We start from the raw sequence: 20,094 nt of genomic DNA, 5'->3' as shown, positions 1-20,094 counted from the left end.
CACATTCGAAGAATAAGGGCTCTATCGCTATTTTGGATGAAGTGCCGGGCGATCAACCGTGGAACATCAACATCCATTACAACGCCCTCGTCGATGCGCTGGTCGGAAGCGGCGCCGTCAATGTGCTCGACGTCGGATGCGGGGATGGCTTCCTGGCGGCCCGGCTCGCGCGCCGGATCCCGCACGTGACCGCCATCGACGTGGACGCGCCGGTGCTGCAACGAGCGCGGACCCGGTTCCCGGACGCCGGGATTCGGTGGATGCACGGCGACGTCATGACTGCCGAGTTGCCCCGCTTCGATGCCGTCGTTTCAAACGCCGCCCTGCACCACATCGATGACACCCGGGCCGCGCTGGCGCGCCTCGCCGGCCTGGTCACACCAGGCGGCACGCTCGCGGTGGTGACCTTCGTCAGATTCTCGATACGGGCGGCGTGGTGGCACCTGGCTACTGCAACGGCATGTGTCGTCGTCAATCGGGTGAAAGGGAAGTGGGAGCACACCGCACCGATCAAATGGCCACCGCCGGACACACTTTCGCAGCTGCGCGGCCACGTGCGTGCGGTGCTGCCCGACGCGCGTATTCGTCGCCTGTGGTACGGGCGGGTGCTGATCACCTGGCGAGCGCCGGGCGTAGACGAGGCGTAAAGCCTGCCGAACCAGGGCATACGGACGTCATGACCGAATCAAAGCAGTGCCCGAACCTCGACGACGCGACGGTCGAGGCGGTCGGTGAGCTCTCCGAGGCGTTGGAGTATGTCGAACGCGCCCGCGGGCAGTTGTATTCGTTCCACCAGTTGATGGGCCACGCCGACCTGCTGCTTGGCCAGGCGTGCGACAAGCTGCGCGAAGCCGGGCACGACAGCATCGCTGATCGCCTGCAGACGGAGATGGTCGGTCGCAACGTGCTGTACGGCCGGTGGACCTTCCAGGTCATCGAGGAATTCGACGACAACTACTGGTTACCGTTCCGCGAGCATGAGCGCCGCGTACGTGAGGAACTGCAGGGCGGCGTGCGACACGTGCTGGAAGCCCGGATGAAGGAGGAGCGCCGCACCGCCGGACGGCCCGGCCACGAGAGCCGGCCGTCGTAACTGGTTAGTCGTCGGAACCCATGGCCGCCGCGCTGGCCTGGCTGATCAGTTCGACGGCCTGGTTGCGGCTCAACGAGCCAAGCATCTGCATCGCGGCGCGCATGTCTTCGCCCACAATCCAGGTCGGTCCGTTGGTCAGATTCTCGAACGCCTCGGCGATGACATCGTCGACGGCCACCGCGCCCGCCGGAACATCCTCGGGCGAAGCGATCTGCCCGCGGCTGTATTCCAGTTCACGCAGGGCCGGGGTATTGGTCTTGCCGAGGATCAAGCCCAGCACGTCTATGCCCCTGTCGTGTAGTTCGGCCCACAACGCCTCGGCGAACACCATGTCGAAGGCCTTGGAGGCGGCATACGCGACCATGTTCGGGCCGCCGACGAACCCGGCGCCCGACCCGAAGATGACGATGCCGCCACGTCCGCGCTGGACCATCGGCGGCGCGAAGTGGTGACTCAGTTGTACCGGCACCATGCAGTTGCGTTGCACCATCGCCTGCGCGGCTTCGACCGGAGTGGCCAGGAACGGCTTGAAATTCGGATCCCCTCCGGCACAGTAGACCAGAAAGCCGATCTCCAGAGCAGCGGTGGCCGTGGTGATGTTCTCCACCGCTCCCGGATGCGCGAGATCTATTGCCAGGGTCAGTGTTTCGGCCGATGTCGTAGCCCTTATCTCGGCGGCAACCTGATCAAGCATGGATTGCCGGCGTGCGAGCAGGACGACATTGACGCCGCGTCTGGCAAGTCCGTGCGCGAACGCCGCCCCCACGCCATCGGAGGCGCCGGCAACCAGTGCCCACGGTCCGTATTTGGAAGCGAAGGTCACTAAACCTCCTGCCCGACGGCGACGACGCGCACCGAAGTGAACCGGCGCTTGGCGATTCGCCATCCTGCGCTGGTGCGGACGATGTCGTCGTCGTAGAAACCGGCGGCATTCACGCCGCCGCTGTTGTCGGCCGCCATAATCAGCCCGTCGATGTAGGTGCGGGCCAGCGCGCGGTCGCCGTCGAGAGTGATCGCGATATTGCTCAGCCGGTGCAGTGTGTGCCCGGCCATCGCGTGGGCCAGCTGCATGAATTCCGTGACCGCGTCGACGCCTCGCCACGCACCGATCTCGCCGTAGTCCAGTTCGCAGTCGTCGGTGAACACGGTGCGGAACAACGGCCAATCACGCCGGTCGATTCCGGTGGCATAGCGCACCAGCAGGTCGGAGATGTCTTGCCGGTCTTCGCGGTCGGTCATGTCGATTCTCCGTTGGGGTGGACGATGATTCGCGGCGGACCGTCGGATCGGCGTGCGAGTTCGAGCGCCTCGGGCACCTCGTCGAGGCTGATGATCTTGCCCACGCTGGGCAATGGGTCGAGTCGTCCCGAGGCGATCGCTTCGAGTGTGCCGTACCAGTCCTGTGGGTGTGGCCCGCCGCCGAACTGGATGGTGACGCCCTGGCGGGTCGCCGTCGTGATGTCGAGCGTGTCACCGCTGTACCAGCCGCCGGCGCAGTAGATGCGGGTGCCGAATTCAGCGGACTCGACGAGCTCCTGGATCAGCCCGGCAGCACCGACGCATTCGAAAACCACTGCGGGACCGGGCAAACCGCGCTGGACGCGGACCTGCCGGAATGCATCGAACGCCGACGCTTCGGCTGGGTCCACGTCGATGTGGGCGCCGAAGAAGTCCCGGGCCAGTGCGCGACGCTCGGCCTTGAAGTCCGCGACGACGATCGGCTCGATGCCCCGGCTGGCCAAGGCGGCGACCGCGGAGAGTCCGATCGCGCCCGCGCCGATGACGATCGGAACCTCACCTGGTGCAAGCCGGGCCGAGCGCACATAGAACTCCCCGACCGCGAACGCATCAGTCAGTGCGATGGCATCGGAGGAGACGCCGGAAGACACCGCTTGGGTGGCTGCTTCCGAAACCACCAACAGTTCGGCGAAGCTGCCCTGCGCCTCGGGATGTTGGCCGATGATCCGCATCCCGCCAGCGCCACCGTCCACCAGTCGCACCGGCATTGCGGTCACGCGCGACCCGACGCTGAACTGGTCCGAGCAACCGGGGCCGAAACCGACGACCTCGCCGACGAATTCGTGGCCGAGCACGATGTCGCGGTTCGGGTCGTACAGCGAGCGCCCGGTCGGATCGTCGATTGCCAGCTCGGGGTGATCCATGAAATGCACGTCCGATGCGCAGATGGCAGTGCTGAGTGTCCGCAGCAACAATTCGCCCGCCCCGGGTTCGGGGTCCGGTGTGTCGCCAACTTGCACCTTGTCGTCCCGCAATATGACTGCGCGCACTCTGGCCTCAATTTCTCGAATAATTGAGATAGGATTTCTAATCCTCGGAATCACTATGGAATGGCGGCACGAAGGAGTCAACCCATCCGCGGAGCGACATCGGCACCGACCGCCCGGGTCCTCGACGTCATCGAGTTGCTTGCCCGCTGCGGCGGCACCCAGTTGCGTTTCTCGGACGTGGTGCGTGAACTGGGGCTGACCCAGGCGACCGCGCATGCGATCCTCAAGACGCTGTGTGACCGCGGCTGGGCGAGTCGAGATCCCGTCGCCAAAACTTTCGCCCTCGGCCCGGCGCTCGCTTTGGTGGCGGCGCGGACCGACACCGCGCGGCCACTCGCCCACGCCGCCCGTGCCGCGGCTCTGCGGATATCCGAAGCGGTCGGCTACGCCGGTTCGGTGGTCGAGCGGTTCGAGGACTCCCTGGTTATCACCGCGTTTGAGGGAAAGGGCGCCACCGAGCCCTCCGGGCTGCCCGGGGACCGCATCCCCTATGCGCCACCGTTCGGCGTCGCCTACGCCGCATGGGATACGGCCGACGGGCAACGGGAATGGATTCGGCGAGGCGCGGGTATCGATGTGGACCGCTGCCGGCGGTTGGAAGGTGTGCTGGCCAGAACCCGCGAGCGGGGTTTCGATGTCGACTGCACCACGCCGGCGCTGGCACAGGCGGTGATGGGTGCGCTGGAAAGCGACGGAATCCCGGCCACGGTCCGGCAGATCCTGGATCAGCTGATGGTCGAATTCACTTCGAGCGGCGCATTTTTCGACGACGATGCCGGTCGAGTCAAACAACCCGTGGTCACCATTTCGGCGCCTGTCTTCAATCACCGCGGGGAAGTCGCCCTGATCCTTGGGGTGCACCCGCTTTGCGCTCTGACCGCGCGCCAGATCCGGTCGATCGGTCAGCGTTTGGTCAAGGAGACGAGGCTCGTGTCCAGTGGCTAGCCTGCTGCCCGGCTCAGTTCGGCGATGGCGGCGCGCAGTTTCGTGGACGCATCGTCGGCAACGTCCTGCAGGCCCGGTTCGTCCATGACCCTGACCATGAGTTGCGGATCCATCGCCTCGACGATTACTGCGTCCTGCCCGGCCGACGGATCGGAACGCAGGACGACATTGCAGGGCAGCAACTGACCGATCTGGCGGTCCACGACGAGGGCGCGGTGCGCGAGCGACGGGTTGCAGGCGCCCAGGATCAGGTAATCCTCCATGTCTTCGCCGATCTTCTGCTTCAGCGTCGCCTTCACGTCGATGCGGGTGAGCACTCCGAAACCCTGTGCGGCAAGCGCCGCGGTGGTCTGGTCAACCGCATCGTCGAACCCGGCATGCAGTGTGGTGGCGAGACCTTCAGTGTGCAAACTCATTGCGTACCAATCCCTTCGGACGCGAAGCACCGCGCCGTTGCGCTGATGCTGAGTTTACTCCTGGGGTACCGACGCTCGCCCCGCACCAGAGTCCCCCGGTCCAGGGAAATAGTTCCGTACCCCGCGTCGTTACCGTTTTCCGGTAGCGGCGATCGGAGGGTGACCAGATATGGCGCAAGAGTATGTCCTCGACGATCTTGCTGCGTTTGTCACCGGCGCCGATCATCCCGACTTGGCGGGGCAGTCGAGAGCGGCCCTCAAGCGCAACGTGCTCGACAGCATCGCCTGTGCGGTCGGTGCGCTGGGCGGCGGACTCATCCCCGCGATCCGCGCCCAGGCGGAGGAATTCAGCGGCCGACCCACCACCACCCTGGTTGGCGGCGGCCGGGCATCGGTCGACCAGGCCGCGTTCTTCAATGCGGTGCTGGTGCGCTACCCCGACTTGCTCGACACCTATCTGACCCTGGGCGGGCTGTGTCACCCCGCGGACAATTTCGGTGCGGTTCTCGCTGTGGCCGAACACGTCGACGCCACTGGAAACGAGTTTCTGCTGTCTCTCGCGGTGGCCTATGAAGTTCAGTGCCGCTTCAGTGCTCAGGTGCCGGTCATGGCTCGCGGGCTCAATCATGCGCTGCAACTGGCGATATCGGCAGCGGCGGGATCAGCCAAGTTGCTCGGACTCGACGAGAGCCAGACGGCCGACGCCATCGCCGCCTCGGCGGCCGACAATGTCTCGCTGGCGGCCGTGCATGCCGAACCGGTGTCTCACTGGAAGGGCATCTCGCCCGCGATGACCGGCATGCGTGCGGTCTACGCGACCATCTTGGCCGGCCGGGGCATCACCGGCCCACGCACGCTGATCGACGGTCCGCACGGATTAGCCCAACTCTTCGATCAAGCAATCGATTTCGACTCCGGTAACCGGCGGCTGACCGCAGTCGAGCGGACCTACTTGAAGCAGTACTGCGCCCTGATCCATGGGCAGGTGATCATCGACGCGCTGCTGTCGATTCGCGCCGCTCACCAGCTACGCGGTGATGATGTCGCGGCGGTCACCCTGGAAGTGATTCAGAGCGCCTACGACATCGCCGGGGGCGGTGCATATGGCGACAAGGACCGTCCGTGGACCAAGGAACAGGCCGACTACAACCTGAAGTACCTCGGCGCGGTCGCCTTGCTCGACGGTGGCGTGGGGCCCGAACAGCTTGAGACCGAACGAGTCCGGCGCGACGACGTGCAGAACTTGCTGACCCGGATTGCCGTCGTGCCGGCTGCCGACCTCACTGCTGACTATCCGGAGCGCACCGGTGTACGGGTGTCCGTGGCGACGCACGATGGGCGAGAACTCAACCACCAGCAGGCCGACTATGAAGGATCACCGACTCAACCCCTGTCGTGGGACCGGGTCGTCGAGAAGTTTCACTGGCTCGCCGAACCTTGCTGCGACCGTGGCTTGCGCGGCGAAATCATCGAGGCGGTCGAACGCCTCGACGAAATACCCGTCACCGAACTGACAGGATTGCTGGGCAGGGTCAGCCCGGCGGCCGTACGGCCCCGTAGCGCGGTCAGATTCTGATGCCCGCGCGCGTCCCCTTGCGTGGTTTGCTGCTGGCGTTGATGATCGGCGTCAAATCCGCCTAAAGGAGCGCACGTGGCCAAGAACAAGAACCGCGCCGTCAACCGGTGGGAATTGGTCACCTGCGCCGTCGCCGGCCACGCCACCTACGCACCCGACGACGAGGCGCTGGCCGACCGGCTCAGGGCGGACACCAAGCTCGGGGAGGTATGGCGCTGTCTGCGGTGCGGTGACTTTGCCCTGGGCGAACCGCATGGCCGCGGGCGTCCGGAAGACGCGCCGCTGATCATGCGTGGCAAGGCGTTGCGGCAGGCCATCATCATCCGGGCGCTGGCGGTCGAACGGCTCGGGCGAGCCGTGATACTCGGCCTCGCCGCCTGGGCCGTCTGGACGTTCCGTGGTTCCCGCGGCGCCATCCAGGCCACCCTGGACCGCGACCTGCCGATATTCCGCGCCGCCGGATTCAAGGTGGACCAGATGTCGGCAATCCATGAGTTGGAAAAGGCCTTGGCGGCAAAGCCATCCACCCTGGCGTTGATCACCTGCCTGCTGGCTGCCTACGCGGTACTGCAGGTGGTTGAGGGCGTCGGCCTGTGGCTGCTGAAGCGATGGGGTGAGTACTTCGCGGTGGTGGCTACCTCGGTGTTCCTGCCGCTGGAAATTCACGACCTGCTCAAGGGCGTCACCACGACCCGGGTCGTCACCTTGACCATCAACATCGCCGCGGTGCTCTACCTGGTGATTTCCAAGCGCCTCTTCGGAGCCCGAGGCGGCCGCAAAGCTTACGACGAGGAACTGCACGGTGAGCAGTTACTCGACCTCGAACGTGCCGCCATGACGGCCGCCTGACGGCGCTGTGTGACGTAGGCGATAGGTAGCTGGCTTGACTTTAGTTTAGCCAGCTACCAATATTGCGGTATCGGCGTACCGCGAAAGGCCTGGCTCATGAGTGAAAGTATCTGCGACACAAGGGCTGCCGCGCGAACGCGCACCATCGAGTGGGCCGACCCGCTGGGCGCTGCCGAGGCGGCCCGCGGCCGAACCGGTCTGGAGTTCCTACAGGCTATGGTCGACGGCGAGATACCGGCCCCACCCGTCATGAGCACCATCGGTGCCCGCTTCGAATCCGTTTCGCCGGGAACCGCGGTGTTCACCATGACGCCGGCCGAGTTCCACTACAACCCGATCGGTTCCGTACACGGCGGCATGTACTGCACGCTGCTGGATTCGGCCGCGGCCTGCGCGGTGCACAGCAAGCTGCCGGCCGGGGTCGGTTACACAAGCCTCGACCTGGCGGTGCGGTTCATCGGCGCCATCAACGTCGATACCGGCCCGGTCCGGTGCACGGGCACCGTCATCCATCTCGGTCGGCGGACCGCACTCGCCGAGGCGGTATTGACCAGCAGCACCGGCAAGCTATTGGCGTCGGCGACCAGCAACTGCCTGATTTTCAATACCTGATCCGGTGCGGGAGGTGGGTCCGGTGGATGCGATGAAATTGGCGGGAAGTCTCGCCGACCGGGACCGGTGGATTGCGGCCGACTGGTGCCCGATGGAACGGGCCCTGCAGCTGATCGGCACGCATTCGGCGATGGTGTTGCTGCGTGAGGCGTTCTTCGGGGGACGGCGTTTCGACGACCTGGCCCGTCGCGCCGGGGTGACCGAACAGATCGCGGCCAAGCGCTTACGGCAACTCGTGGATGCCGGGCTACTGGACAAGCAGCCGTATCAACAAGCCGGGCAGCGCACCCGGTACGAGTACGTGCTCACCGAGCGCGGGCGCAGCCTGTTCCCGGTGCTGATCAGTCTGATCGAATTCGGCAGGATGCTGCAGGGCGAGTCGACGGCGAGTGAGCTGGTTCACGACGGTTGCGGCGCTGCGGTCATGCCGGAAATCCGGTGCGCCGCCGGCCACGAGGTTTCGCTCGCCGACACCGCCATCCGGACCGCGAAGCGCTGACGCCCTCGGCATGTGACCCGCTCGACTCGGGCGGTGGCGATGTGTCGGAATACACAATGTCGTTTTGCTGTTGTTAACCGTGCGTGCGGTTGGCTCGTACACGGCTCGGGTAGATATGGGCCGAGCGACCGGACTGTGCACATCAACAGTGGCCGAGAGTCGCATAGACAAAGGACCAGACGACGTGACAGTTTTGCCCGATTCGATAGACGGTGGCGCTGAAGTCACCGTGCCCATCATCAGACCGCGTACCTGCCATGTGTTGCACGTGCACCACCGGAGCGCATGTGAATCAGCCCGGCCGGCGGGCGCGCCGCGCCTGATGCAACGCGGCCTCGAGCGCTGCTGATTTAAGAAGAATTACTTTCCGCGGCGCGACGCCGCGCGCGGGAGGCCCGCAGGTTTGCAGCGTTTCCGCACGTCTTCACGTCGTGCCAGACGCCGCTGTTGTTCTTCGACCTGTCGTAGAACGTTGACGGGCAGTGTGGATTGCGGCAGCGCTTGATGCGGCGCCAGTCACCGACGAGTTGGCTGCGCAGGATCTCTGACCAGAGCGCCGAGGCTAGCCAGCGCCAGCCGTTGCCGACCGGTTCCAGCCGCACGTCGCCGCTCTCCGAGACGGCGAAGGACGCTGAGGCCGGCGCGCCGCCCGGGGCTACCGGCTCGCCTGCGACCAGTCCGGCGATCGTCGTGCGGAGGATCCTGAGCTTGGCCAGATCTGCTTCGTCCAAGAGTGGCGCTTCGGCGTCCACGCCGCTCAGGTCCGACCAGGTCTGAATCGCCTTCGCGGTCCAGCGATTGGCCGACGCGGGATCGGCCAGCAGGTCCTCGCCGTAGTGACCGATGCCCAAGGTATTGAGGAAATCCTGCACCAGTCCCAGCCCGCCGGGCGCCGGCTCGAGCCCGTAGCGCTGTGACGCATACCACCGAGACATAACTAAAGACTACTTGTCTATGTCAGCATGGTCAACTAACCTGACAGAGGTAAAGGCTTAACACCTACGTCAGGAAGAGGCGATCATGCGCAGCATCAAGGGTTCAACGGCAGTGGTCACCGGCGGCCAGCGCGGACTCGGCAAGGCGATCGTGGCCGAACTGCTGGAGCGGGGTGCGGCCAAGGTTTACGCGACCGCCCGGGTGCCGCAGGACAGCACCGACCCGCGGGTAATAAGCGTGCCCCTCGACGTCACCGATGCGGATTCCGTTGCCGCACTGTCGAAAACAGCGCCGGACGCACAGATCGTGATCAACAATGCTGGTATCGCCGGCGGGCACAGCCTGCTCGGCGACGATTTCGAGGAGATCCGCGCGATCTTTGAGACCAACGTGTTCGGTGCGCTTCGGGTGGCCCGGGTGTTCGCGCCGATCCTGGCCCAGAACGGCGGCGGCGCGCTAGTGGACATCCATTCCGTACTGTCCTGGATGGGTGGCTACGGCGCCTACGGCGCCTCCAAGGCGGCCTTCTGGTCGGTCACCAATTCGCTGCGCGTGGAGCTGGAAAAGCAAGGGACCTTGGTCACCGGGGTCCACCTCGGCTTCACCGACACCGACATGATCGCCGACGTCCGTGCGCCGAAGAACGACCCGCGTCAAGTCGCCCGCGACATCCTCGACGCGGTTGAGCGCGGCGACGCCGAGGTGCTGGCCGACGAGCTCACCCGCCGGGTCAAAGCGTCCCTGTCCGGACCGGTCGAGGCACTGCAAGCCCGATAGTGCCGGCCACCTGCTCCCCCAGGGACTCGCAACCATCGCGGAGGCGGGCCAGGTGCGAGTACGTTCACTGCCATGGCTCTCCCACCAGCAGGAAATGATCGCGCTGCCGTCGTCACCGGCGCCTCGTCGGGCATCGGCGAACAATTCGCCAGGATCCTGACCCAGCGCGGCCACCAGGTGGTGCTGGTGGCGCGCAGCGCCGACCGGCTGGCCGAGATCGCCGAACGGTTGGGTCCCAAAGCCCGGCCACTGCCCGCGGACCTGTCCGACCGGGCGGCCCGAGCCGGCCTGCTGGACCGGATCGGCGAACTTGGCCTGACGCCGGACATCTTGATCAACAACGCAGGCCTGTCCACGTTGGGTGTGGTCGCCAAGTCCGTTCCGGAGGACGAACTCAACCTCGTCGAGGTTGATGTGGCCGCAGTGGTCGATCTGTGCAGCAGGTTCCTCCCGGGTATGGTCGAGCGGCACCGCGGCGCAATCCTCAACGTGGCATCGGTCGCGGCGTTCGGCCCGCTGCCCGGGCAGGCGGCCTACGGTGCGGCCAAGGCCTTCGTGCTGTCCTACTCGCACAGCCTGCGCGGCGAACTGCGGGGCACCGGCGTGTCTGTGACGGCGCTGTGTCCGGGGCCGGTGGACACCGGGTTCGGCGAGGCGGCCGGGTTCACCAAGGAGGAAGCCGAATCCGCCTTGCCCAAGGTGATGTGGATTCCCGTCGATCAGGTGGCGCAGGCAGGAATTGACGGACTGGCGGCCGGCAAGGCGGTCGTCGTCCCGGGAATGGCCAACCGCATCTCCGCGGGGCTATTCCGGGTGGCGCCGCCGGAATGGATGCTGCCGTTCCTGGCCCGGAACCACCCGGGCGTCAAACGCGCCCTGGCCTGAACTGCTTAGCCGGCTCTAGCCCGTCCGGTCGCTTTCGTTGGCCGCGCGCAGCAGGTCATCGCGGGCCCGCGCCACCCGGGATCGCACGGTGCCGACGGGGCAGCCGCTGATCTCGGCCGCCTCGGCATAGGACAGGCCGAGGATCTGCGTCAAGACCAGCGCCTCACGGCGCTGGGGGTCCAGTCCGTCGATCAGCAGGCGGACCTCCACCATGTTCTCGATCCGGCTGCCGCGACGGGCGGCCCCGGCTGCGGCGTCGAAATCCGTCACATGCGTGGTCCGGGGGCGGCTGGAGTTGTGCCGGATCTGGTCGACGACCACTCGACGGGCTATGGACAGCAGCCAGGTGCGCGCGCTGGAGCGTCCGGCGAAGCGGGGCAGTGCGCCGATCGCTCGAAGGAATGTCTCCTGGGTGAGGTCGTCCGCAGTTGCCGGGTCGGCCAGATAAGCAACCATCCGCCAAACATCGCGTTGGGTGGCCTGGATGAATTGGGTGAGGGCGGCCCGGTCACCTCGTCCGGCACACTTGGCGAGGTGAGTAATTTGATCCTCGTCGTCACCCACGTTTGTAGAGACTAGGCCATATCCGCCGGAACTAATGAGCGAGTTCCGACGACTGTTCTCTAGACATGGTCACGGGAGGTGAGGAGTCAGGATGTCGACCGCGGTAACCCACGCGCAGTCCGGGCGTCCCGAGCTCGTTCAGCTCGAAATCAGCGGCATGTCCTGCGCGGCCTGTGCGCACAAGGTCAAATCGACGCTCAACAAGCTGCCGGGGGTTCGGGCCTCGGTCAACTTCGCCACCCGGACGGCGACCATCGAAGCCGACGAAGGAACCACCACAGAGGAACTGTGTGAAGCGGTACGGCGGGCCGGTTACCAGGCCGAACCGCGCCAGGCCGGCAGTGCACACGACACTGATCCCGACGCCGAGCATGCCCGGTACCTGTTCACCCGGCTGGCCGTCGCCGCGGTGTTCTTCGTGCCGCTCGCCCACTTCTCGGTGCTGTTCGCGGTAATGCCCGAGTCGCGCTTCACTGGCTGGGCCTGGCTGCTGACCCTGCTCGCCGTGCCGGTCGTGGGATGGGCGGCGTGGCCGTTCCACCGGGTCGCGCTGCGAAATGCCATGCACGGTGGCGCATCGATGGAGACGCTGATCTCGGTGGGAATCACCGCCGCGACCATCTGGTCGCTGCGCACCGCCTTCGGCTCGCCTCCGTCCACCGAGCGCCGGGGGGTTTGGCAGGCGCTGCTGGGCAGCGATGCCATCTATTTCGAGGTGGCGGCCGGGGTCACGGTCTTCGTCCTGGTAGGGCGGTACTTCGAGGCCCGTGCGAAGTCCAGGGCGGGCAGCGCCCTGCGTGCCCTCGCCGCGTTGAGCGCGAAAAGCGTCGCCATCCTGGAGCCGGACGGCTCCGAGATGGTGATCCCGGCCGACGAACTGCGCGAACAGCAGCGCTTCGTGGTGCGCCCGGGCCAGACGATCGCCGCGGACGGCCTGGTCGTGGAGGGGTCAGCCGCGGTCGACATGAGCGCGATGACCGGCGAGGCCAAACCGGTCCGGGTGGACCCCGGGTCGAGCGTGATCGGCGGAACCGTCGTTCTCGACGGCAGGCTGATCGTGGAGGCGGCGGCGGTCGGTGCCGACACCCAATTCGCGGGCATGGTCCGGCTGGTGGAGCAGGCGCAGGCGCAGCGCGCCGACGCCCAGCGACTCGCGGACCGGATTGCGGCGGTCTTCGTCCCGTGTGTCTTCGTCATCGCGGGGCTGACCGCCCTGGCCTGGCTGGCCGCCGGTGGCGGGGCCGACCGGGCATTCTCGGCCGCGCTGGCCGTTCTGGTCATCGCCTGCCCCTGTGCGCTTGGTCTGGCGACCCCGACGGCGATGATGGTCGCGTCGGGTCGCGGTGCGCAACTCGGCATCTTCCTCAAGGGCCATCATTCGCTGGAGGCCACCCGCGCGGTCGACACTGTCGTGTTCGACAAGACCGGGACCCTGACGACGGGTCAACTCACCATCAGCGCCGTCACCGCTGCGCCCGGCTGGGACGCCGACGAGGTGCTGGAGTTGGCGGCGACGGTGGAAGCCGCCTCCGAGCACGCCGTCGGGCTTGCGATCGCAGCGGCCACCGCGTCCCGGCGGTCGCTCGCCGACTTCCGTGCCGTTCCGGGTCGCGGCGTCGCAGGCACCGTGGCCGGCCGACCCGTGCGGGTCGGCAAGCCGTCCTGGATCGCCCCGCGGGATCCGGCGTTGGCAGCCGCCCGGCGCGATGCCGAATACCGCGGTGACACAGCGGTTTTCGTAGAGGTCGACGGCCGAACGTGTGGCGTCATCGCGGTCGGTGACGCGGTGAAGGAGTCAGCGGTGGGCGCCGTTGCGGCGCTGCACGAGCGGGGATTTCGGACGGTCCTGCTGACCGGTGACAACCCGGCCTCGGCGGCGGCGGTGGCAGCGAGCGTCGGGATCGACGAGGTGATCGCCGACATCCTGCCTGAGGGCAAGGTCGATGTCATCGAGCAGCTGCGGGAACGCGGCCGGGTGGTGGCCATGGTCGGCGACGGCATCAACGACGGGCCGGCACTGGCATGTGCCGACCTCGGCATGGCCATCGGGCGCGGCACCGATGTGGCGATCGGTGCTGCCGACGTCATCCTGGTCCGCGATGACCTCGAGGTGGTGCCGCTGGCGCTGGACCTGGCCGCCGCGACGATGCGCACGATCAGGGTCAATATGGCGTGGGCGTTCGGCTACAACATCGCCGCGATCCCGATCGCCGCTGCGGGGCTGCTCAACCCGTTGATCGCCGGCGCAGCGATGGCGTTTTCGTCGTTCTTCGTCGTGTCGAACAGCCTGCGGCTGCGCAACTTCGGTGCCGACCGAAGCGATACGGTAACACCCGGCTATGCGGCCGAACCATCCGTCGGCCACAGGTGACCGCGCCGCCGCCCGTGAGATGCGTTCTGCGGCAACACGATATCGGGCTCCGATGCGGCGCTTGACGGGGTCGGTCCGCGCGAGTCGCCGCTTCGCCACACCATGGTTGCCAATATTGCGCCGATCACGACCGGCAGGTGAGTCAGCACCCGAGCGGCCGTGACGGCGTCGGACAGTGAGTCAATCACCACATAGACCGCGAGCACCAAGACATACGCCGCCGACACCGCGGCCAGACCGGCCGCGGCCCGCGGCCACACGGCCGCGACGATCATCACGACCGCGAGGGCTATCGACCACGAGGTCGACTCGTTGAGCAGGTGGCCGCCCGGTGCAACGCCGTGGTGGTCGGGAAGTCCGACGCTCACTCCGAGACCCTGGGCGCCGGCCAGCGCCAACTGGGTCAGTCCGACACCCAGCAACGCCCAGCGCTGCCAACTCGCCCGTGCCCGCACCGGCGCCGGGGCGTCGGGCCCGAACGGGCCCACCGGCGTGATCACCGGCCGGGACCGCACCAGCCGGCGCAGCAGGTCGGCTTGGTCGGCCACCTGGTCGAACCAGTCCCGGCACGCCCCGCATTCGGCGAGATGTTCGTCCACCCGCGCCGACGGCACGGGCTCGCGCTCGCCGTCGATCCGAGCCGACAGCGCTTCGCGCGCCACCTCACAATCCATATCTCTATAGTCGCGCAAGTGGGGCCCGATGTTCCCGGCAACCCGGCACACCGCTCACTCGAAATCCACCTCGGTGGTGGGCGCGCGGAACCTCTTCAGCGCTGTGAGCCGGTAGGCCAGTGGGACGACTCTGCGTAGCAGCAAGCCACGACCCGGCGGAGCGGGCAGTTCGCGCACGGCCCGGACACCGGGGACGGCACGCAATTGCGAATAGTCCTCGGCGGTGAACCAGAACGGCATCGGTGGCGCCGTGTAGTGCTCGCTGAGCCGGAAACCACGCCGCCGCGAATACATACTCAGTAACCACGGAACGCTGTCGAAGATGAGCCGGCCGTTCGGAAATCGTCTGGCGCACTGTTCGATCAGGCCGAACACGGCGGGGCGCTGCAGATACTGGAACAGACCCTCGGCGGTGATCAGCACACCGCCGGTGACGTCTACTGCGTCCATCCAGGAGTAGTCGAGCGCGGACTGAGCACGGTACTGCAGCCGGTCGGTTGCCGGAAGCAACTGCCGGCGCAATTGCACGATCGGCTCGAGGTCCACCGACAACCAGGTCAGCTGTCCGTTGTCCACGCGCCAGAAGCTGGTTTGCAGGCCCTCGGCCAGGGCCACCACCGTGGCGCGTGGACGCGCCGCCAGGAAATCGCGGGTGGCGTTGTCGAAAGCCAAGGCGCGCAGCGCTGTTGCCTGATGGGTGCGGCCGAAATGGTCGTAGTCGTAGTCGATGCTGTCGCGAAGTCTGATCGCCATCGGGTCGTCGATGATGCCGTCCGGACGAGCGGCCTCGGTTGCCCGCTGATGCAGCGTGAGCAACGCGGTCTCGGAAACGCCCTGCAGGTGACGGCCGTCGACGGTCGGCATGGATCCGACTCTACTGATCACGGGTTTCCGCCTCGCCGCTGTCGACAGGGAACTTTCGGCCCGCCCCGGACGACTACCTCAGACGACCGAGCAAACCGACGCCCCGGAGGTGGCAGCCTGACTGGCCCGATATGGATGGCGATGCCCCCCGAGGTGCATTCGTCACTGTTGAGCGCCGGACCCGGGCCGGGATCACTGCTTGCCGCCGGGGCACGGTGGCATGAACTCAGCGAACACTACGGACACGCGGCCGCCGAGTTGCGCCGGGTGCTGGCCGAGGTGCAAGCCGGCGCCTGGCAGGGCGCCAGTGCCGCAGAATATGTAGCGGCACATGGCCCGTATCTGGCCTGGCTGGAGCAAGCCGCGCTGGACAGTGCCACTGCCGCGGCACAGCATCAGGCGGCGGCGGCCGCCTACGATAGCGCACTGGCCGCCATGCCGACTCTGATGGAACTGGCCACAAACCACGCGGTGCACGGTGTCCTGGTCGCAACGAACTTCTTCGGCCTCAACACCATTGCGATCGCCCTCAACGAGAGCGACTACGCCCGGATGTGGGTGCAAGCCGCCGACACCATGGCTGGCTACCAAGCCCTCACGGCAATGGCGACCGCGGCAGTGCCGGCCGCCCGGCCCGCGCCACCTATCCTCACGTCCGACTCGATCACGTCGCTGGTCGACAACCTGGCCGATTTCCTGGCTGATCCCTACAAGTATTTTCTGCAGTTCTTTCAGCAATTCGGACTCAGCCCGCCCGGCGCCGTTGCGCTGGCCGTGATCGCGCTGCTCCTCTACGACGTCCTCTGGTACCCGTACTACGCCTCGTACTCCCTACTGCTGCTTCCGTTTTTCACTCCCGCGCTCAGCGCCCTGAGCGCCCTTGGCGCGCTCGACGGCGGGTGGCTTCTCGAGCAGCTACCGGATGCGCCGGCCACGGCGGTCGCCGCCGCGCCTGCCCAGCGGATGAACGACAACATCGCGACCCCGGCATCGCCCGTCGCCGCGAGCGCGGCCAGCGCGGTCCAGCACGCCGGCACGCCCGACGCCGGCACTACCTCCGCGACCTCGCCCGCCGCCGGTTCACCGGCGCCCGGTATCAGCTACGCCGTGCCCGCTATGTCACCACCCGGTGTCGGGTTCGGGCCCAGAGCCGCGACGACGGCCACGGAAACTGTCGGCGAACCCGTGAAGACTTGCACCACAACGAGATTGGACCGTCAAGCGGGGGCTTGGCGTCGCAGCCGCGGCAAGAGTGGCGCTGTGCTACGCGGGTACCGGGACGAGTTCCTCGATGCCTCTATGGATAGCCCCGTCGCCGACGAGGGGGCCGAGGCGACAGCGAGCTCCCTGGGCGCCGGTCCACTCGGTTTCGCCTCCACAATTCCTGAAAGCGCCAGTGCACCAGCAGGATTGGTGCAACGCCAGGCAGGGGGCGCCGGCACGACGGTCCCGTTGCTGCCGGCCGGTTGGGACATCTCGGACGAACAACCGGCGAGGCGCCGATGACGCCGACCCAACCAGTGACCCCAAGGATCCGTCAAGAATGCACCAAGAATCCGCCAAGCAACCGGTGGCAGATTCCTCCCATCACGAATGTTGAGTCGCCGTCGATCCGGCTGCCGGCTCACCAAGGGGGTTTGCATCACGACAGATATTGATTTCCAGCACATTTCGCGCCGCTGCGGCGTGCGCCCATTCAACGACTGAAAGAACAATCCCATGACTCTTAACGTCAAAGGCGAGGGACTCGGAGCCCAGGTCACCGGCCTGGATCCACAGAACCTCGACCACATATCCACTGAGGAAATTCGGGACATCGTCTATACCCACAAGCTGGTGGTGCTCAAAGATGTCCATCCCTCGCCCGAGGAATTCATTCAACTCGGCAGGCTCGTCGGTGAGATCATTCCGTATTACGAGCCGTTGTACCACCATCAGGACCATCCCGAGATTTTTGTCTCCTCCACAGAGGAGGGGCAGGGGGTCCCCAAGACGGGCGCCTTCTGGCATATCGACTACATGTTCATGCCGGAGCCGTTCGCGTTTTCCATGGTGCTGCCGCTAACAGTGCCAGGACACGACCGCGGCACCTACTTCATCGATCTTGCCAAGGTGTGGCAGTCCCTTCCGGCCGCCAAACAGCGGCCAGTCCGCGGGACATTCAGTACCCATGATCCGCGGCGCCACATCAAGATTCGGCCGCGTGACGTCTACAAGCCCATCGGGGAAGTGTGGGACGAGATCAACCGGACCACACCGCCCATCCAGTGGCCGACGGTGATCAGACACCCGCACACAGGTGAAGAGATTCTCTACATCTGCGCCACGGGCACCACCAAGATCAGCGACAAAGACGGTAATGTGCTCGACCCGGCGATCCTGCAAGAACTGATGGAAGCCACGGGTCAGCTCGATACCGAGTACAAGTCGCCGTTCATTCACACGCAGCACTACGAAGTCGGCGACATCATTCTGTGGGACAACCGCGTCCTCATGCACCGTGCCAAACACGGTACGGCCAACGGCCACTTAACCACTCACCGTCTGACCATGATGGACGGACTCGAAACACCAGGATATCCAGTATGAGTACCATCGTTTTGTCCCCTTCTGCCCAAACCCGCACGGAGTTCGCGGATATCACCGACACCGGCCCCATCGAGGAGCACCTCCTCGCCAGAGTGCTCGAGCCGTACGCGTACAAAGGGTGCCGCTATTTGATCGACGCGTCGTACAAGGCGACCGCCGATTCGGTGTTGGCATATGGGAACTTCAGCATCAGTGAGCCGGCCTACATCCGGAGCACGGGCCACTTCAATGCGGTCGAGTTGGTGATGTGTTTCAACCAACTCGCATATTGCGCCTTTGCGCCGGCGGTTCTCAACGAGGAAATTCCGGTGCTGCGCGGCTGGTCGATCTCCGACTATTTCGACCTGCAGCTGCCGAGCATGCTGATCAAGAACACGTCGTCGCGCTTCAGAAGGCCGATTCACGCCCAGAAGTTCTCCGCCCGCCTGTTGTGTCAGAACTTCAAGGTCATGGAGCGGTCACTGCGCTACCTCTCGGTCCCGTGTGCGATCGAGTTCTGGGACGAGTTCGGTGGGGCGGCGACCGCTGAGGTCGAACTAGCCGCCCTCAACATCCCGTAACCGGCTGGCAGGAAAGAAGTTAGGAAGTCATGACGCAATTACCGTCCACCGTGCTGGAGCGTGTTGTCGCACAGGCGCGGCAGCGGCCCGATGCCATCGCACTGCGTCGGTGCAACGGCCGCAGCACGCTCCGGTACGGCGAACTGGTCGCCGAGGTGAACCGGCTTGCCACGACCCTGCGTGCGGCCTCGGTTTCGCCGGGCGCTCGGGTGCTCGTCATCTCGGACAACGGGCCCGAGACGTACCTGTCCGTCCTGGCTTGCGCCAGGGTCGGCGCGATCGCCGTCATGGCTGACGGCAATCTCCCTTCGGCGACCATTGGGCGGTTCGGTCAAATCACTGCCCCGAGCGCGATTCTCGTCGCGCCCGGGAGCAGGACCGGCACCGCCGATCTGCCGGACACGCTGCGGTCGATACCGTCGATCCCGGTCGACGTGACCGACGGCGTGCAAAGCACCGGGCCGGTACCGGACACCGATACGCCGTTCCCGGAGCGGGGCGCCGACGATCCACTGGCGATGATTTTCACCAGCGGCACGACCGGCGAACCCAAGGCCGTGTTGCTTGCCAACCGCACCTTCTTTGCGATCCCGGACATTCTGCGGGAAGCCGGGTTGAACTGGGTGACCTGGGTCGACGGTGAAACGACCTACTCGCCACTGCCGGCCACACATATCGGCGGACTGTGGTGGATCTTCACCTGCCTGATGCGGGGCGGTCTGTGTGTCACCGGCGGCGAGAACACGACTTCGCTTCTGGAGATTCTCACCGCGCACGAGGTGGCCACCACATGCCTGGTTCCCACCCTGCTGGCCAAACTGATCGCCGAACTGAAGGCCGGCGATGCCAAGGTCCCGTCGCTGCGGCTGGTCGGATACGGCGGCTCACGAGCGATCGCGGCCGACGTGCGAGCCATCGAAGCCATGGGCATTCGCACCGCGCAGGTTTACGGCCTCAGCGAAACCGGCTGCACCGCACTGTGTCTCCCGACCGACGAGGGATCGATCAGCAAGATCGAGGAAGGTGCGGTGGGACGCCCATACCCCGGCGTGCAGGTTCGACTCGTTGCCGCCGACGGCCGTCCCGCCTCCTCCGGGACCCTGTGGATCAAATCACCGGCAAACATGCTGGGGTACTGGAACAATCCGCAACGCACCGATGAGGTGCTGGTGGATGGCTGGGTGAACACCGGGGATTTGCTTGAACAACGCGAGGACGGCTTCTTCTACATCAAGGGCAGGTCGTCGGAAATGATCATCTCCGGCGGTGTGAACGTTGCGCCCGATGAGGTCGACCGTATTGCCGAAGCCGTGCCCGGGGTGCGGGAGGCGGCCTGCTATGAAATCGCCGATCAAGAGTTCGGCGCGCTGGTGGGTTTGGCCGTCGTCCCGTCGGCGGACCTGGACGAGACGCAGACGCGAAAGCTCAAGCAGGCGATCGCGGCTCACTTCCGGCAGGAGTCGGAGTCGGCGGCACGACCGTCGACGATAGCCATCGTCACCGCCATTCCGCGCACCCAGTCCGGCAAGGTGATGCGGGCGTCGCTGGCCGCGCAGGCTGGCATCGAAATGGTCGGAGTCGACGCTCGTGGTTGAG

Annotated in this window: 22 protein-coding genes; 14 read left to right on the top strand and 8 right to left on the bottom strand. The window is 66.0% G+C overall.

The annotated features are described in order from the left end of the window. The first annotated feature begins 41 nt into the window (after positions 1–41). Both BN972_RS20210 and BN972_RS20205 read left to right on the top strand, forming a co-directional pair. Positions 42–647 (top strand): class I SAM-dependent methyltransferase, encoded by a 606-nt coding sequence (locus BN972_RS20210; protein ID WP_036361747.1) that lies wholly within the window; start codon positions 42–44, stop codon positions 645–647. Between the two features lie 29 nt (positions 648–676). Next, positions 677–1,093, top strand: coding sequence for a hypothetical protein (locus tag BN972_RS20205; RefSeq protein ID WP_036361744.1), 417 nt, complete (start codon positions 677–679; stop codon positions 1,091–1,093). A gap of 4 nt (positions 1,094–1,097) precedes the next feature. Here BN972_RS20205 and BN972_RS20200 read toward each other — a convergent pair whose 3' ends face one another. Genes BN972_RS20200 through BN972_RS20190 form a run of 3 tightly spaced genes read right to left on the bottom strand, consistent with a single transcriptional unit; the run spans position 1,098 to position 3,381 of the window. After that, positions 1,098–1,916 (bottom strand): SDR family NAD(P)-dependent oxidoreductase, encoded by an 819-nt coding sequence (locus tag BN972_RS20200; protein ID WP_036361741.1) that lies wholly within the window; start codon positions 1,914–1,916, stop codon positions 1,098–1,100. Beyond that, positions 1,916–2,332: a nuclear transport factor 2 family protein gene (locus tag BN972_RS20195; protein ID WP_036361738.1), complete on the bottom strand. Its 417-nt coding sequence runs from the start codon at positions 2,330–2,332 to the stop codon at positions 1,916–1,918. Before BN972_RS20195 ends, BN972_RS20200 begins: the two co-directional genes overlap by 1 nt. Further along, the gene (locus tag BN972_RS20190; RefSeq protein WP_036361733.1) at positions 2,329–3,381 is read right to left on the bottom strand and encodes a zinc-binding dehydrogenase; all 1,053 of its coding nucleotides are present in this window, start codon (positions 3,379–3,381) and stop codon (positions 2,329–2,331) included. Before BN972_RS20190 ends, BN972_RS20195 begins: the two co-directional genes overlap by 4 nt. A gap of 60 nt (positions 3,382–3,441) precedes the next feature. On the opposite strand from BN972_RS20190, the gene BN972_RS20185 reads away from it, so the two are divergent. After that, positions 3,442–4,326: a helix-turn-helix domain-containing protein gene (locus tag BN972_RS20185; RefSeq protein ID WP_051545689.1), complete on the top strand. Its 885-nt coding sequence runs from the start codon at positions 3,442–3,444 to the stop codon at positions 4,324–4,326. Here BN972_RS20185 and BN972_RS20180 read toward each other — a convergent pair. Continuing rightward, the gene (locus BN972_RS20180; RefSeq protein ID WP_036361730.1) at positions 4,323–4,742 is read right to left on the bottom strand and encodes a DUF302 domain-containing protein; all 420 of its coding nucleotides are present in this window, start codon (positions 4,740–4,742) and stop codon (positions 4,323–4,325) included. The genes BN972_RS20185 and BN972_RS20180 overlap by 4 nt on opposite strands. 169 nt (positions 4,743–4,911) lie before the next feature. On the opposite strand from BN972_RS20180, the gene BN972_RS20175 reads away from it, so the two are divergent. The 4 genes from BN972_RS20175 to BN972_RS20160 all read left to right on the top strand — a co-directional run bounded on the left by BN972_RS20175 (position 4,912) and on the right by BN972_RS20160 (position 8,278). Further along, positions 4,912–6,318 carry an MmgE/PrpD family protein gene (locus tag BN972_RS20175; protein ID WP_036361727.1) on the top strand — a complete coding sequence of 469 codons (1,407 nt, stop codon included), beginning with the start codon at positions 4,912–4,914 and terminating at the stop codon, positions 6,316–6,318. Positions 6,319–6,393: 75 nt separating this feature from the next. After that, complete coding sequence (locus BN972_RS20170; RefSeq protein ID WP_036361724.1) at positions 6,394–7,167, top strand: DUF2127 domain-containing protein; 774 nt, start codon at positions 6,394–6,396, stop codon at positions 7,165–7,167. A gap of 96 nt (positions 7,168–7,263) precedes the next feature. Continuing rightward, a complete protein-coding gene (locus tag BN972_RS20165) occupies positions 7,264–7,779 on the top strand; it encodes a PaaI family thioesterase (RefSeq protein ID WP_036361721.1) in 516 nt (171 codons plus the stop codon). A 31-nt stretch (positions 7,780–7,810) separates the two neighbouring features. Continuing rightward, positions 7,811–8,278, top strand: a complete 468-nt coding sequence (locus tag BN972_RS20160; RefSeq protein ID WP_036363490.1) for a winged helix-turn-helix transcriptional regulator — start codon at positions 7,811–7,813, stop codon at positions 8,276–8,278. A 350-nt stretch (positions 8,279–8,628) separates the two neighbouring features. On the opposite strand, the gene BN972_RS20155 is transcribed toward BN972_RS20160, so the two are convergent. Beyond that, positions 8,629–9,213: a CGNR zinc finger domain-containing protein gene (locus BN972_RS20155; protein WP_235192526.1), complete on the bottom strand. Its 585-nt coding sequence runs from the start codon at positions 9,211–9,213 to the stop codon at positions 8,629–8,631. Positions 9,214–9,298: 85 nt separating this feature from the next. Here BN972_RS20155 and BN972_RS20150 point away from each other — a divergent pair, with 85 nt between their 5' ends. After that, on the top strand, positions 9,299–9,991 hold the full coding sequence (locus tag BN972_RS20150) for an SDR family oxidoreductase (protein ID WP_036361718.1): 693 nt from the start codon (positions 9,299–9,301) through the stop codon (positions 9,989–9,991). Positions 9,992–10,063: 72 nt separating this feature from the next. Then, positions 10,064–10,876, top strand: a complete 813-nt coding sequence (locus BN972_RS20145; RefSeq protein WP_036361714.1) for an SDR family NAD(P)-dependent oxidoreductase — start codon at positions 10,064–10,066, stop codon at positions 10,874–10,876. 15 nt (positions 10,877–10,891) lie between these two features. On the opposite strand, the gene sigC is transcribed toward BN972_RS20145, so the two are convergent. Further along, positions 10,892–11,440, bottom strand: coding sequence for an RNA polymerase sigma factor SigC (gene sigC, locus BN972_RS20140; RefSeq protein WP_036361711.1), 549 nt, complete (start codon positions 11,438–11,440; stop codon positions 10,892–10,894). A 91-nt stretch (positions 11,441–11,531) separates the two neighbouring features. Here sigC and BN972_RS20135 point away from each other — a divergent pair, with 91 nt between their 5' ends. Continuing rightward, on the top strand, positions 11,532–13,811 hold the full coding sequence (locus BN972_RS20135; RefSeq protein ID WP_051545688.1) for a heavy metal translocating P-type ATPase: 2,280 nt from the start codon (positions 11,532–11,534) through the stop codon (positions 13,809–13,811). On the opposite strand, the gene BN972_RS20130 is transcribed toward BN972_RS20135, so the two are convergent. Both BN972_RS20130 and BN972_RS20125 read right to left on the bottom strand, forming a co-directional pair. After that, entirely contained in the window at positions 13,778–14,485 is a 708-nt protein-coding gene (locus BN972_RS20130) for a zf-HC2 domain-containing protein (protein WP_036361709.1), read from the bottom strand. The two genes, BN972_RS20135 and BN972_RS20130, sit on opposite strands and share 34 nt — an antisense overlap. A gap of 54 nt (positions 14,486–14,539) precedes the next feature. Then, on the bottom strand, positions 14,540–15,349 hold the full coding sequence (locus tag BN972_RS20125) for a class I SAM-dependent methyltransferase (protein WP_036361706.1): 810 nt from the start codon (positions 15,347–15,349) through the stop codon (positions 14,540–14,542). A gap of 135 nt (positions 15,350–15,484) precedes the next feature. On the opposite strand from BN972_RS20125, the gene BN972_RS20120 reads away from it, so the two are divergent. The 4 genes from BN972_RS20120 to fadD10 all read left to right on the top strand — a co-directional run bounded on the left by BN972_RS20120 (position 15,485) and on the right by fadD10 (position 20,093). After that, positions 15,485–16,855, top strand: a complete 1,371-nt coding sequence (locus BN972_RS20120; protein WP_036361705.1) for a PPE family protein — start codon at positions 15,485–15,487, stop codon at positions 16,853–16,855. 213 nt (positions 16,856–17,068) lie between these two features. Then, positions 17,069–17,938, top strand: coding sequence for a (3R)-3-[(carboxymethyl)amino]fatty acid oxygenase/decarboxylase (gene scoE, locus BN972_RS20115; protein WP_036361704.1), 870 nt, complete (start codon positions 17,069–17,071; stop codon positions 17,936–17,938). Continuing rightward, positions 17,935–18,498 (top strand): FcoT family thioesterase, encoded by a 564-nt coding sequence (locus tag BN972_RS20110; protein WP_036361703.1) that lies wholly within the window; start codon positions 17,935–17,937, stop codon positions 18,496–18,498. Before scoE ends, BN972_RS20110 begins: the two co-directional genes overlap by 4 nt. Before the next feature lie 50 nt (positions 18,499–18,548). Beyond that, positions 18,549–20,093 carry a fatty acid--CoA ligase FadD10 gene (gene fadD10, locus BN972_RS20105; RefSeq protein WP_390176233.1) on the top strand — a complete coding sequence of 515 codons (1,545 nt, stop codon included), beginning with the start codon at positions 18,549–18,551 and terminating at the stop codon, positions 20,091–20,093. Position 20,094: the final 1 nt, after the last annotated feature.

It is taken from the genome of Mycobacterium asiaticum DSM 44297, from assembly GCF_000613245.1.
GTDB lineage: Bacteria > Actinomycetota > Actinomycetes > Mycobacteriales > Mycobacteriaceae > Mycobacterium > Mycobacterium asiaticum.
This window is presented reverse-complemented; position numbering and strand designations above follow the sequence as displayed.

Coding starts and splice junctions, on each gene's coding strand:
- BN972_RS20205 (WP_036361744.1), top strand. CDS start 677: ATGACCGAATCAAAGCAGTGCCCGAACCTCGACGACGCGACGGTCGAG.
- BN972_RS20195 (WP_036361738.1), bottom strand. CDS start 2,332: ATGACCGACCGCGAAGACCGGCAAGACATCTCCGACCTGCTGGTGCGC.
- BN972_RS20185 (WP_051545689.1), top strand. CDS start 3,442: ATGGCGGCACGAAGGAGTCAACCCATCCGCGGAGCGACATCGGCACCG.
- BN972_RS20180 (WP_036361730.1), bottom strand. CDS start 4,742: ATGAGTTTGCACACTGAAGGTCTCGCCACCACACTGCATGCCGGGTTC.
- BN972_RS20175 (WP_036361727.1), top strand. CDS start 4,912: ATGGCGCAAGAGTATGTCCTCGACGATCTTGCTGCGTTTGTCACCGGC.
- BN972_RS20165 (WP_036361721.1), top strand. CDS start 7,264: ATGAGTGAAAGTATCTGCGACACAAGGGCTGCCGCGCGAACGCGCACC.
- BN972_RS20160 (WP_036363490.1), top strand. CDS start 7,811: ATGAAATTGGCGGGAAGTCTCGCCGACCGGGACCGGTGGATTGCGGCC.
- BN972_RS20155 (WP_235192526.1), bottom strand. CDS start 9,213: ATGTCTCGGTGGTATGCGTCACAGCGCTACGGGCTCGAGCCGGCGCCC.
- BN972_RS20150 (WP_036361718.1), top strand. CDS start 9,299: ATGCGCAGCATCAAGGGTTCAACGGCAGTGGTCACCGGCGGCCAGCGC.
- BN972_RS20145 (WP_036361714.1), top strand. CDS start 10,064: ATGGCTCTCCCACCAGCAGGAAATGATCGCGCTGCCGTCGTCACCGGC.
- BN972_RS20135 (WP_051545688.1), top strand. CDS start 11,532: ATGTCGACCGCGGTAACCCACGCGCAGTCCGGGCGTCCCGAGCTCGTT.
- BN972_RS20130 (WP_036361709.1), bottom strand. CDS start 14,485: ATGGATTGTGAGGTGGCGCGCGAAGCGCTGTCGGCTCGGATCGACGGC.
- BN972_RS20125 (WP_036361706.1), bottom strand. CDS start 15,349: ATGCCGACCGTCGACGGCCGTCACCTGCAGGGCGTTTCCGAGACCGCG.
- BN972_RS20120 (WP_036361705.1), top strand. CDS start 15,485: ATGGCGATGCCCCCCGAGGTGCATTCGTCACTGTTGAGCGCCGGACCC.
- scoE (WP_036361704.1), top strand. CDS start 17,069: ATGACTCTTAACGTCAAAGGCGAGGGACTCGGAGCCCAGGTCACCGGC.
- BN972_RS20110 (WP_036361703.1), top strand. CDS start 17,935: ATGAGTACCATCGTTTTGTCCCCTTCTGCCCAAACCCGCACGGAGTTC.